The sequence below is a fragment of the Lactobacillus sp. MRS-253-APC-2B genome (genome assembly GCF_012843675.1).
Taxonomy (GTDB): Bacteria; Bacillota; Bacilli; order Lactobacillales; family Lactobacillaceae; genus Limosilactobacillus; species Limosilactobacillus pulli.
The window spans coordinates 1-12,667 of sequence record NZ_JABAFO010000019.1; the positions used below are offsets into that span (position 1 = coordinate 1).

A 12,667-nucleotide genomic window follows, 5' to 3' on the forward strand; every position below is an offset into this window, starting at 1 on the left:
ATAACACCATTGGTACCAAAGTAGTACCATGAACCATCAATTTTGCCTTCGCCTTTAGTCATATCGCCAGTCCAGACATTAAAGTAGTAGGTCTTACCATTAATCGTCTGCCAGCCATATTGCATTTGGCCCTTGCTGTTGTAGTAAACGGTCCGAGTATTACCAGTATCATTTAAGGCAACAAAGCCGGTTTGCATCGAGCCATCACTGCCAAAGTAATACCATGAGCCATTAATCTTTTGTTCGGTGTTTTTAGCAACGGCACCTGTCCAGATGTTAAATGAGTAAGTCTTACCCGACACAGTTTGAACACCATGAAGCATACCTTGACCATTACCATTAGCATCTACATCATAGTAAACGGTTCGACCATCTTCTAAAGTGTACCAACCACGAGCGGCGTGACCATCAACCTTATCAAAGTGGTACCACTTACCATTTACTTGTTGTTCGCCATATTGAAGTTGACCAGCATTATTGTAGTAAACAATATGACCATTTGATGGCAGTACAACAATTCCAGTCTTCATTACACCATCAGTACCAAAGTAGTACCAGTAGTTACCAATGTGCTGAATTCCAGTTACCATCTTAGGGTTAAAGTAATAAGTCTTACCATTAACCTGTTTAAAACCTACTTCTTCAGCACCGGTCCATACGTTGAAATAGTATGAAGCACCACTAATGGTTTGCATACCATAAAGCATACCTTTCCCACTACCATTAGCATCGACGTCATAGTAAACCGTCCGGCCATCGGAAAGCTTTTGCCAACCAGTCAGGTTCTTGCCGTTTTGGTCTTTCAAGTACCAATGACCGTTTGAGTAAACTTCAGTCGTTTTGGTAGTAGTTGATGTTTGATTAGTAGTAGAAGCGGCAGCCGCCGTCGTCATTGAAACCGTATCAGTATCAGTGCTAGAACCAGTCTCAGCTTTAGCATCATTTTGGGTGTTTTGAGTTGTTGACTTAGTAGGCTGTTCAACAGTTTCAACTGCCTTCGAAGCCTCAGTTGCAACTTGACTAGTAGAATTACTTTCTTGATCAGTTGATGACGTTGCCTTCTGAACCGTATCCGTAGCTGAAGTTGATTCACTAGCAGTAGTAGAAACAGCATCTTCAGATACAGTAGCAGCTTGTGAATCACTAGCTTGTGAATCACTGGATGCTGCAGTCGTAGTAGTCAAAGCAACCGTGCTGTTATCATTGCTATTATTATCGTTGCTTGCACCAGTATTTGTGTTAGCAACAACAGCTTGATCACTATTGCTACTTGACGTGCTGTTGTCAGCTTGAGCAACATTACCGCCAGCCATCAAACCAGCAGTTGCAGCTGCTGCAACCAACCACAGCTTGCCTTTTTTATACATTTTAAAGCGTGTCTTTACTTCAGGACTAGGTTTCGCCATCATTTTCTCCTCGCTACTAATTACTCGGTTTTTTAGATTTATTTTTTAAGTTAATTTCTTGATTCTTAAAACTATTTAAAAGTTTATCATTGCTGACCTTTTCAATCAACGCGAATGATAATATGATACATAAATGTCATATTTCAGTTACATTTTAACAACATTAAAAAGCGCTAATCATCCTATACCTAGGCAAGATCAGCGCTTTTAATAACTTTTTTAATATTACAACTATATGTTAACGTTCATCATACATTTGAACGTTGTTGGCTACTTGATTTACGTAGTCAGCACCATTATTTTGGTTAGCCGTGTTAACCATGTCAGAAACTTGGTAAGGGTTCCACTGCTGGTCGTTGTAGATGTAAACCGTGTTAGCAATTGGCGAACCATCTACATCCTTACCTTGAGCGTAGTAGTTTACCCATTCACTTTCGTCAGGCTTGGCTCCGTAGATTTGGTAGTAGGTATTGTTGGTACCATTTGGTAAAGGTGCCAAAACAGAGCTTTCGTTCATTGCAGTTACAACCAGTGGACGATTTGCCTGAGGAGCTGCTTCGTTGGTTACATAGTGGCTCGTGTACCATGCCAACAAACCAGCCTTTTGCTGATCAGTCATTTGATCTTCGTTTAGCTGAGCAACTTGTGCTTCATTGTTTTGAGCAATTGCTGGTTGCTGAGTGGTGGCAGAGCTAGAAGTCTGCGTCGTTTGAGTAGCGTTTTCCGTAGCTGGAGCAGATGCAGTTTGAGAACTTACAGCAACTTTAGAAGATTGCGTTTCTGGCAACGTAACCATTGCAGTGCCAACTTTTAATGTGTTAGCTGAGCTTGAAGCTTGAGCAACTGATACCGCACTGTTTGATGCTGAGGTTGCACTAGCAGCAGTTTGGCTGGCTGCACTTTGAGATTCACTCTTTTGCTCGGCAGTCTTCTTTTCACTGGCAGCTGACTTAACGGAGGTCTTGTGCTTATGAGAAGTACTTTGTTCAGTCCGTGCGCTGTCAGCACTGCTCTTAGTAGACGTGGTCGTTGTCTTGGCCCCACAACCAGCCAACAAACCTGCAATTACCAAGCTGCTAAGCAAGATGTTCATGTTCTTCTTCATAAGCTTATCCCCCTTACTTTTATTTGAATTCTGCCCTGAAGTTTTTTGCTTATTAACTAAATTAGGCTTGTTACTTAAATATCATCTATGTAACATCCTTGTAACATTATTATAGCATACTCCTTATTATTTCGTAACCTTTTTGCAAAACAAAATGTTTAAAAAGTCCACCAACCAGGCATTGTAAGCGTTTAATTTAAAACAATAATTTTATATTACGATTATTACAAGCAAAAAGGACTTTTGCATTGAAACAAAAGTCCTTTTTGAATTATCTATCCGACAAAATCTGCTTGGCCCGTTTAACAATTGGTGCTCTAAATACAAGAATACAAAGCAGATAAACTACTGCCCCAATAATTACTTGAGCTGCTAGATTAATAATGTTCATCTTCATAATTTCATCTAGACGCAAAACTACAAAGTACATGACAAGACCACTCAACAAGTAGCGCCACAGGTCTTTAAACAGCATTCGTCGACTAATGGTGGTTCGAACAAAATACAGCTGCACTGCCGTCACCGCAAACTCAGAAATAACAGTTGCTATCGCTGCCCCATTTGCAGAATAGGGTTCAATCAAAAACAGATTTCCAATAATGTTGACCACTGCACCTGCTGTTACCGAGAGTGTATATTCCTTAACTCGGTTAACCGGCATTAAATATTGCGTTCCTGTAACATTGCTCCAGGCAATAAACAGGATTACCGGTGCCTCCAAGAAAATGATTCGACCAGTATCAACATATTCCGATCCTAAAAACCATGGAGCAAATTTGGTTGAAATTGCCATCAAGCCAAACATCATTGGGACCGACATTGCCGTTACAAAATCAAACGAAGAATATAAACTTGTCCGAATTCCTTTAATATCACCGTTAGCATACTTATTGGCGACATGAGGCAGCATAACCGTCCCCGTAGCCGTTACGACTGCTAAGACCAATTTAACAATCTTATCGGCAAAATCAAATTGACCTAAAGCGGTTGGCTGACCAATCTTACCAAGCATCAATTTGTTAACCACCAAATAGACTTGCGTGGTAATTGTCGGGATAAACAGTAATAACGATGGGTAGAAATGCTTAAGCGGGTGCCATTCTTTGATTGGTACCCATTGAATGCTATTGCGCAGATATGGCCACAGCGTAATGTTGCCACCTACTTGAGCCAATCCCAAAAGCAAAACGTATTTCCAAAGATCGGCTTCGGTTCGTACAAGCATAAAAATCAAGGCAATTGAGATCAGCTTAACGATTGTGTTTCTCGTAACCGTCTTTTTAAAGTCTTCCATTCCCATAAAGTACCAAGAAACATCAAGTCCTGCAGCCACAATCCATAGTGTTTGCAGCAGATAGTATTCCTTAAACGTCGTACTAAAGAGAAAAACAGCTGCCAAATAGGCTATCAAGGCAATGGTAATCGTGCCTAATTGAAGAATCTCTATGCCCCAGAAAGTTTGCGAACGCTTATACTTATCATCACGATGATAGGCTACTTCACGGTTACCATAGAGGGTTATCCCCATTTGACCCATCAAATAAAAGAAAGTAACCCAACCATTTGTATAAGTGTTGATACCATATGCGTGTGCTCCCAAAACCCGTGAAACATATGGTGTCGTAATTAAAGGAGCAAACATCAGCAGAATTTGGTAGCCCGCATTATACAGATAGTTTTTGATAACCTTCATGATTTACTTGTCAAACTCCTCAGCCACGGTCGTTAAGGCCGCCTTGATTACTTGATCCATGTTGTAGTACTTGTATTGACCCAAACGGCCACCAAAAATAACGTTTGGCGCCTTTTGTCCGGCCAATTCCGTATATTGTTGGTAAAGGCCGTTGTTGCGCTGGTTGTTGACTGGATAGTATGGCTCATCGCCGCGCTTCCAGTCAGCTGGATATTCACGCGTAATAATGGTTTTGCCTTCATCACCCTTACCAAATTCAAAGTGCTTGTGCTCAATGATCCGCGTGTATGGCGTTCCGGCATCGGTGTAGTTGACGACGGCGTTACCTTGGTGGTTGTCTTCATCAAGCTCTTCTGTCTCGAAGTGCAGACTGCGGTATTCCAACTCACCTAATTCATAGTTGAAGAATTGATCGATCATCCCAGTAAAGACGATCTTAGGGAAGTTTGCCAAATATTTGTCTTGTTTATCAAAGAAGTCGACACCCAGTTCAACATCAATTAAGTCACTGGCCAGCATTTTTTCAACGATCTGCGTGTAGCCGCCCATTGGAATGCCTTGGTACAGATCATTGAAGTAGTTGTTGTCGTAAGTCAGCCGAACTGGCAGGCGCCGAATGATAAAGGCCGGCAGCTCAGTGGCCTTTTGACCCCATTGTTTTTCGGTGTAGCCCTTGATCAACTTTTCATAGATGTCGCGGCCAATCAGAGAAATAGCCTGTTCTTCCAGGTTCTGAGGCTCTTTGCCATCCATTTCAGCCCGCTGCTCATTGATCTTAGCCATTGCTTCTTTAGGTGTTCGAACTCCCCACATCTTATTAAAGGTATTCATGTTGAATGGCAGGTTGTACATCTCACCCTTGTAGTTAGCAACTGGAGAGTTCGTGTAACGGTTGAATTCCGCAAACTGGTTGACGTATTCCCATACGACCTTATCGGAGGTATGGAAAATGTGGGCACCATATTCGTGTACCTGAATACCATCAACTTTTTTAGTATAGATATTGCCCGCAATATGGCTGCGCTTTTCAATCACCTTGACGCGCTTGCCACGCTTGGCTGCTTCATAGGCAAAGGTGGCTCCAAATAAGCCGGCGCCTACTACTAGATAATCATAATTACTCATAACGGTCCTCTTATCTGTCTTGATTAGCTAAGACGTGATCTGTCATAAATTATATTAACTGTACTATTTTACTACAGTGATGGCTTTCTGGATGATAAAAATCATTTTGTAAGCCTTTTTTAAATTTAGAATCCATTGCCCCGTAAACTAAATTTTTTCCAAATCCAAGCCAACAAACCTGGTGTATAAAGATTCAGCATAAAAATAATCTTGTCTCTTTTGGGTAGAATCCTATTTCTCATGAAATCATGCTGATTCTGTTTAACAATCCGTTTCAACTCAGCGATTGTTTCAGTTGGTACCTCATCTCGGTTAGGTGCCAGCATAATATTGCGCAGAATCGTTGTGGAACTCCAGCAAAGTTGTGTGCTGATTGATTGGTGAACCTTTTGATACTTATCGGGAATCAAGCTTTGCAGTCTTGTATAAGTGGTAAGAATATTTAAAGACTTTGGATTATAAGGTGCACCATAGCGATTTGAATTGATCTGACTGTTTTCCTGGACTACATAGTGATAGACCTGCTTTGGGTCATAGCTTACCTTAGAGCAGTGCAGCAGATATTCACAACAGAAATACAAATCCTCAGCCAGTGCCAAATCCGTACTGAAACGAATCTGATTATCTTTGATGATACTGGTTTTAAAGAGTTTATTCCAAGGATATCCTTCATAACCAGTACTTACAAAAATCTGTTCCAAAGCTTGTCGCTGATCCATTACCTGTTTTTGACCAGCAGCATTAAAGCGCAACTCGCCATTTTCATCCTCTTTGCGATAGCCGCAGATAGCCAAATCACAGCCAATGGTGTTTTTAAATTGGTCAAATAATAGTTTCAGATAATCTTTTTCAACAAAATCATCGGCATCGACAAAAATTAAGTATTCCGAATCTGCCATCTCAATTCCAGCATTACGAGTAGCTGAAGCACCGGTATTTTTTTTGGCAACTGTTTTAACTTGTGGATTATCCTGATATTTTTCAAGCTTAGCCAACGTACCATCACTGGAGCCATCATCCAGAATTATAATTTGATATGAAAAATCACCAACTTGTTTAAGTAAACTGTCTACGCACTTTTCAATCGTATGTTCAGCATTATAGGTTGGAATAATTATGGTAATATCCGTTTTCATATTAGCTTACGATCCTTGCTTTTTATTGTCTCGCTTTTTTTGGTATTCCTCATTTTGTAAAAAGAGTTTACGGCCTCGAGCTGCGCTGATTTTACCAAAAATAACGTCGCCAACCAGTCGATGAACCAGGTCTTTAATAACATAGTGTGCCTTTGAATAGTCATCGTGGCCCCAGGTTTTGGTAAAGAGATGCTCTGAATAGCCCATCGATTTGTCAAACGTTGGAAACATAAAATACTCTTTAGGAAAGATTACCGTTCCATCATTTAACGTTTGCTTTTTGTCCTCCAAAACAAACTCTGGATAATAATCCAACAAGGCCTTAGTGATAATTTCATTATTGGTCTCTGGCAATCTGCCATCCAGCATCATCTGTCGATCAAAGCCCTTATACTGATCCAATAGTGTTTTGATAAAAGAATTACCAGCTTCGGCACCGAAGATTGAGGTACTGATTGTGTTGTCAAATTGCATTGCCCAAAATGCTGGTAGATTTAAAAACTCATCAAATGGCTTTTTTACCAAAATATCCGTATCAATGTAGATGCCGCCATATCGGTACAGCACGTCAAGTCTAATAACATCGGATGGATAGGCATACTTGCCAGCCTGATAGTTTTCATAGGCAAATTTATTTTGCTTAACGTCCCAGTTATCTTCATTCCATTCGATAATCTCATAGCCCGCTGGTTCCAAAACTCGCTGCCATGAATCCAAACAGCGTTTCATCTTAGGTGATTTTTCGCCATGACCAAGCCACACATAATGGATCTTTTTAGGTATCACTCGCTGCTCCTCCACGTTTACATTCCTTTTTCTAATTCATTTAGGGCTGTTTTAATATGTTCCCCGTTGCGAAGCGCATGGGCCGCTTCAATAGCATTTTGCTTCATTGCCTTATACTCATCAGGTGTAATCTGATTCAGTACTTCAGGCAGTGTCATCAGGTTGTCGATCGCAATCCCTTGATGATGCTCAACCAAATATTGAGCCACCGCTGCTTCTTTCCAAACAATCACTGGAATCCCTGTACTCAGATACAACGATGCCTTATGTGGGCAATTGTATTTCATATAGTCACCGAACTGACCAGTGCAGGTTTCTAGACTGTCACCATCCCAGATCAGACCAAAATTCGACTTTAAGTGTTTTGGCAACTCTTCTGGTGAAAATTGACCTTGATATTCAACACCTTTCCCAAACGTCTTGGGAGCATTGGGACCAAAGACCTTTAACTTGGCATCTTTCATGTCAATTTGTTTCAAAAAATTCGATTTTCTCAGGTTACCAGCCAGACATACTGTTTTATTGTATGTGAAGTCTTCATCAATCGGCTGTGGATTCAAATAGTCAAACAAGCCCAGATTAATGATTGGTGTCTGCACCCCTTGACTGCGGATCCATTTTTCCATACTTTGGTTATGCGATACGATTCCATCAGCTTCTTTTAACCACTGAATCTCTTTTTCCACATAGCTTGGATCATCCTTGAAGAAACGCAATGATTCAATGTCATGAATAACAAAGAACAGTTTACCATTGGAGTATTTACGGAAGTTTTCAATGAACGCATCCATCAATGCCCGGGAATAAACCGGAAACTGCATTACCAGCTCATCAATTCCTTGACCCTTGAACAATCGAGGAATACTCCAATATTTATATTTAAACTTAGCCAGTTTAGATTCCCAGTTATATGGCAGTCGCATATCCTGGTAGCCTTGCTTAGATAAGATCTCTTCAATGTCACTCTTGGCTTTAGGACCAGCATTATTTGGATTAGGGTCCACAACTGTCAATAAAACTCGTTTAGTCATTTTTTCACTCCTAATACAAAATAAGAGATCAATTAGTATTACCAATTAATCTCTAAAATAACTTTATTTACGTTTCTTAACAAGATCCTTCAAGGTAATTACGACAAAGGAAATTACGATTCCGATCAAGCCACCCATAGCTGCGCCCACCATTGCATATTTTTTGGCGTACGGCAGTGTTTCACTGGTTACTGACTTGGTAGTTGGCTTAGCCAGCAGCGTTACGGTACCAGCACCTGGCTGCAGCTTAGGCAGATCCTTTTTAACCGCTTTAGCAGTTGCATTGGCAATTGCTACGGATGCCTTGGTCGACCCAGTCTTAGCCTTAATCGTTAATACTAATGACTGTTGGTGAGGAACAGCACGAATAGCATCGTTAACATCTTGAACTGAGTAGTTCTTCTTAATAGATTTTGGCAACATTTTATGTGCCGTTTCCGAAATCGTCTCATCTTCAGCAATCTTAGCATAGGTAGGCATCATATTTAAATCTGCATTCGTAATTGAATCCTGCCCGTTATCACTTGAATTACTGTTTTCATTAAGATTATGTGAGATCACGATTTCCTGGCTTGCGGTATAAGTCGTGTGCTGTTGCTTTTTGGCACGGTATCCCATTGCACCACCGCCAAGCACGGCAAGCACTAAAATCAAAATCACGCTCTTCCAGAACATCTGGATAAGCTCTTTTGCTGAGTAGTTTTTCAAGATATATCCTCCGCTTTATGTTGTGTATAGACGTTAGCCAGTAGTGCAATCAAGAATGGATCATATGCCAAGTCCAACAATCGCTGCTCTACCATTGCACTGACTGAAACAATCACGATGATGCTTGCCAATGCAAAGTTTTCTTTTTGAAATGAATTCCATGAAATTTTGGTCATAGCCAATAATATTATAATTGCCATGATTATTCCATACAAAATCGTCATTCGTAAAAATGAAGAATCAACAAAGAAATAATTAGCAGGACTGTTTTGCGACATTTTCAACCCATTGGCACCACCCCAACCATGCTCGACAATTTGTTTACCAAACATGGAGAAGCCATATTTTGAAATTGCCTCATGCCCTAAATAAAGACGACCTGAGCTGGCATTGTTGATCTTATTTAAGAAATGATTTGATGGCCTAAAGAAATAAGAAGCAATGATTACTAAGTATGCCGATACGATTGGTACTGCCCAGTAAAACGATGCAATAAAGCGACTCAATAGATGATCCTTTTGTGCCCGCTGACCAATCCATAGTACTGGAATTGCCAAAATGATTGCATAAGCACTGAGCCGCGCATCCGAAAACTTCACCAAAAATCCGGCAGCGGCTAAGAATACCACATAGTCATACCATTTTATCTTGCCAAATTTCAAATAGGCATATGCCAGAATCAAATATAGAACATGGGCAGCAAAGTCAGTTGGATATGCAATCCCAAATGATTGTCTGACGATATTGGTCATATCGCGCCGATAGACCAGATTTCTGATCAAGCCGGCCATAGCTGAGAGCACCACGAAAGCCAAAAGCAATAGACCAATATATAGATAAATTTTAATAATTCGCTTAAAGTTAACGTTTCTCGCTCCTAAGACAAAGATGCCCATTGAAAAAAGCGAAAACTCTTTTGACGTTCGCCAGGTCAACAATAGGAGCAATAAAGCAAGCCCATCAATTATCAACCATTTTGGGGTTAGGTCATCAAACAAAAAGATCTTTAGTAAAACCAAGGCCAAACCGACAAACATCAATATATGCAGCATATGGTTTGAAAAGTAATCGGTATAAGTTGAGGTAATCAAAAAGGCAACTACGAATTCAAAGGCAAATGCAATCTCATAGATAATCTGCCCATCAATTTTAAAATTGCCAATTTCATTAAATTTTTTGCCGATTAAATTGGCCATACTCTCTCTCCTGATTATTAGTGTTCACCATGTCCCATAATCTTACGCTTCAAAAACTTGCCACCTTTTAGCAGCCAGTTTTGCTTCTCCATAAAGACATAGTTGACGTCAACCGTCTTATATTCTGGATGGCAACCCAGCCAAGTATCCAAAAGCAATTCACTCAAAAAGCCAAAAACGCGCTGTTCATATGGCGAATAGTCGGAATAGTCAATTCGCTTTTCAACTTCGCCCAGCACGTCAAACAGCCAGGTACAGTACTCATCGAGCGGCTGTTTTTTCATAATCATCATGTTGAAATAGTGTGCCTTGGTCCGCTTCATCACGGTTTCAAATGATTTGGCGTAAGCGGGATACTTTTTATTGATTACCTCACGCGTTACCTCCAGTGGCTCATGCTCATGAACGTGCAGATAATGCGATTCATTGGTTTCAATAAAGTAGTTGCGCTGCTTTGGCAAAATGACGTCATAATCCTTTAACAGATTCTCCGCTTCAGCCGTACTCAAGATCTTGCTCAAGTCCTTATCGTGATGCAGAGAAAAGTAGCGCCGATAGTGCACCAGGCCTAATGCGTCAACATCTGGCAGGTTCTTCCAACCCCAGTAAAGCGCGGTCAGTTCGTTGTAGTGCGCGTTCTTCTTAGAGATATTGTCGCCAGTATTGTCGCCTTGGAAAGTATCGTTAACGTCTGGATGCAGATCCTTGCCGACAAATACCGGCAAATACATTGGATCACTAGGCATTGCGTAGTTTTTGTGCACCGCTACTAAGACTTTAATGTTCACTAATCTTTTCCTCCGACTCAGTAAGCACCTGTATTTTTAAAGATGCTTATAATATTCTTAAACATGATTCTCACATCATACCAATATGATGCCTTATCAACATAGCTCAACTCTAAATCGCACCGTTCAGGGTAGCCGATGTTGCTGCGGCCACTAGCCTGCCAAAGTCCCATGGCCCCTGGCTTGACTGACAGGAACTTATCGACGCGATCGCCGTATTCCTTCAGTTCTTCTTTAACGACCGGCCGTGGTCCAACAATGCTCATGTCACCTTTTAAGATGTTGATAAACTGCGGGATCTCGTCAATCGAAGTCCGCCGCAGCCAGCGGCCCAAGTTGGTAATGCGTGGGTCCTCATCTGGCTCAAGCTTATAGTTGTTTTCAACGTATTTTTCATAAAGCTCGATGTTAGAATGCAGAATCTCATCAGCATTAACGATCATTGAGCGAAATTTGTACATTTTAAAAGGCTTGCCGTTTTTGCCGATTCGGGTCTGCTTGAAAAAAAGCGGTCCCTTATTGTCGCCAAAGCGGTTGGCAATCCAAACGCCTAAAAACACTGGACTAAAACAAATCAAAGCGAGCAACGACAAAACAATGTCGGTCAATCGCTTAAAGAAAAGATAGGTCAGTGATTGTTTCTTTATTTGACTTTTTTCCATAATTTCCGTTGACTCTGTTTCTTCAATTTGATTTTGCATAATATCACTTAAGACTCTAGTTAAGCTTTTTGAAATCAATTCCTTATCAAAACAATACTTTCTACATAATACCAGTAAATTATAAATTTAAAAAGACATTTTAGAACCACTGCCGTTTTCAAGCGTTCTCATGCTCATTTAGCCAATGCTCAACCGTGTCCAGGTCAAAACCTTTTCGATACAGCGCCTGCTTAACCTTAAGTCGCCTTTCATAATCGGTCTGCGAACGTTTTTCATAACGCCGCCAAGCCTTTGCCGCTTCTTTGGCCAACAGTTCGTCTTCCTGCTCAAGATCAGGCTGCGGCGTCACAGTGTCCTTGATCTCATTGAACAGATCAGCCGCATAGCCATTCGCTGCCAATCCCTGCCGCACCTTTTCGGCCTGACGACGCGCCGGCAGCTTGTTATAGCGTTTAAACAGCTTTTTGGCCAGCTTGGTCGCGTTCTCCAGCTGCCGCTCCGGTGTAAACTGCACCAGGGCACTGTCGATATCCAATTCGCCGATCTGCTTTTGCCGCAGTTTTTGCCGAATCACCTGGGGCCCTTTCAGTTCCGTATTCATCACCGTGCGTACGTAGCTGGCCGCGTACTCGTGATCATCTAAAAGATGGAGCCCGCGCAGCTTTTGCATCACCGGTTCAATATCTTCAGCCGGGGTCTTGAGCTGGCGCATCTTCTCATAGACGTCATGTTCCGTTCGCAGCTGGTGAGCCAGATAGTCCAGTATTTTATTATAGGTCCTGGCAATCTCATCATCATTAGAAATCTGGGCCAGCTGTGTTTGATCGAGTTCCATCCCTTTCATAAGCCGGTACTTGATCAAGACGCTTTCGGCTACGGCAAACGCATACTTGCCATCAAGATAGATATTATAGCGGCCAGGACGTTTTTGTGCTTCAATTTTTGAAATTTTCGCCATTTCTTAAAAACTTCCTCACTTTAATCAAATACAAGTCCAACTGTTCAAAGCGCCAGCAGGTCCTTCCCTACCG

At 41.3% G+C, this 12,667-nt stretch carries 12 protein-coding genes; all 12 read right to left on the reverse strand.

Annotated elements, in window-relative coordinates:
- Positions 1 to 1,406, reverse strand: a 1,406-nt coding sequence (locus HF864_RS08110; protein ID WP_205882338.1) for a KxYKxGKxW signal peptide domain-containing protein, incomplete at its 3' end; no start/stop codon positions are given.
- A 238-nt stretch (positions 1,407 to 1,644) separates the two neighbouring features.
- A complete protein-coding gene (locus tag HF864_RS08115) occupies positions 1,645 to 2,511 on the reverse strand; it encodes a hypothetical protein (protein ID WP_169462483.1) in 867 nt (288 codons plus the stop codon).
- A 271-nt stretch (positions 2,512 to 2,782) separates the two neighbouring features.
- Positions 2,783 to 4,204, reverse strand: coding sequence for a flippase (locus tag HF864_RS08120; protein WP_169462484.1), 1,422 nt, complete (start codon positions 4,202 to 4,204; stop codon positions 2,783 to 2,785).
- A 3-nt stretch (positions 4,205 to 4,207) separates the two neighbouring features.
- On the reverse strand, positions 4,208 to 5,329 hold the full coding sequence (gene glf, locus HF864_RS08125; protein ID WP_169462485.1) for a UDP-galactopyranose mutase: 1,122 nt from the start codon (positions 5,327 to 5,329) through the stop codon (positions 4,208 to 4,210).
- Between the two features lie 125 nt (positions 5,330 to 5,454).
- Positions 5,455 to 6,465, reverse strand: a complete 1,011-nt coding sequence (locus tag HF864_RS08130; RefSeq protein WP_169462486.1) for a glycosyltransferase family A protein — start codon at positions 6,463 to 6,465, stop codon at positions 5,455 to 5,457.
- A gap of 6 nt (positions 6,466 to 6,471) precedes the next feature.
- A complete protein-coding gene (locus tag HF864_RS08135; protein ID WP_169462487.1) occupies positions 6,472 to 7,251 on the reverse strand; it encodes a glycosyltransferase in 780 nt (259 codons plus the stop codon).
- A 17-nt stretch (positions 7,252 to 7,268) separates the two neighbouring features.
- Positions 7,269 to 8,282: a sugar transferase gene (locus HF864_RS08140; protein WP_169462488.1), complete on the reverse strand. Its 1,014-nt coding sequence runs from the start codon at positions 8,280 to 8,282 to the stop codon at positions 7,269 to 7,271.
- Between the two features lie 63 nt (positions 8,283 to 8,345).
- Positions 8,346 to 8,990, reverse strand: coding sequence for a chain-length determining protein (locus HF864_RS08145; RefSeq protein ID WP_169462489.1), 645 nt, complete (start codon positions 8,988 to 8,990; stop codon positions 8,346 to 8,348).
- Complete coding sequence (locus HF864_RS08150) at positions 8,987 to 10,186, reverse strand: hypothetical protein (RefSeq protein ID WP_169462490.1); 1,200 nt, start codon at positions 10,184 to 10,186, stop codon at positions 8,987 to 8,989. Before HF864_RS08150 ends, HF864_RS08145 begins: the two co-directional genes overlap by 4 nt.
- Before the next feature lie 17 nt (positions 10,187 to 10,203).
- On the reverse strand, positions 10,204 to 10,974 hold the full coding sequence (locus HF864_RS08155) for a DUF4422 domain-containing protein (protein WP_169462491.1): 771 nt from the start codon (positions 10,972 to 10,974) through the stop codon (positions 10,204 to 10,206).
- 17 nt (positions 10,975 to 10,991) lie between these two features.
- On the reverse strand, positions 10,992 to 11,639 hold the full coding sequence (locus HF864_RS08160) for a sugar transferase (RefSeq protein WP_346774615.1): 648 nt from the start codon (positions 11,637 to 11,639) through the stop codon (positions 10,992 to 10,994).
- A gap of 154 nt (positions 11,640 to 11,793) precedes the next feature.
- Complete coding sequence (gene recX / locus HF864_RS08165; protein ID WP_169462493.1) at positions 11,794 to 12,594, reverse strand: recombination regulator RecX; 801 nt, start codon at positions 12,592 to 12,594, stop codon at positions 11,794 to 11,796.
- Positions 12,595 to 12,667: the final 73 nt, after the last annotated feature.

What these genes read in the sequence shown, in the direction of transcription:
- HF864_RS08140 (WP_169462488.1), bottom strand. Translation starts at nt 8,282, where the DNA reads ATGACTAAACGAGTTTTATTGACAGTTGTGGACCCTAATCCAAATAAT.
- HF864_RS08115 (WP_169462483.1), bottom strand. Translation starts at nt 2,511, where the DNA reads ATGAAGAAGAACATGAACATCTTGCTTAGCAGCTTGGTAATTGCAGGT.
- HF864_RS08150 (WP_169462490.1), bottom strand. Translation starts at nt 10,186, where the DNA reads ATGGCCAATTTAATCGGCAAAAAATTTAATGAAATTGGCAATTTTAAA.
- recX (WP_169462493.1), bottom strand. Translation starts at nt 12,594, where the DNA reads ATGGCGAAAATTTCAAAAATTGAAGCACAAAAACGTCCTGGCCGCTAT.
- glf (WP_169462485.1), bottom strand. Translation starts at nt 5,329, where the DNA reads ATGAGTAATTATGATTATCTAGTAGTAGGCGCCGGCTTATTTGGAGCC.
- HF864_RS08120 (WP_169462484.1), bottom strand. Translation starts at nt 4,204, where the DNA reads ATGAAGGTTATCAAAAACTATCTGTATAATGCGGGCTACCAAATTCTG.
- HF864_RS08130 (WP_169462486.1), bottom strand. Translation starts at nt 6,465, where the DNA reads ATGAAAACGGATATTACCATAATTATTCCAACCTATAATGCTGAACAT.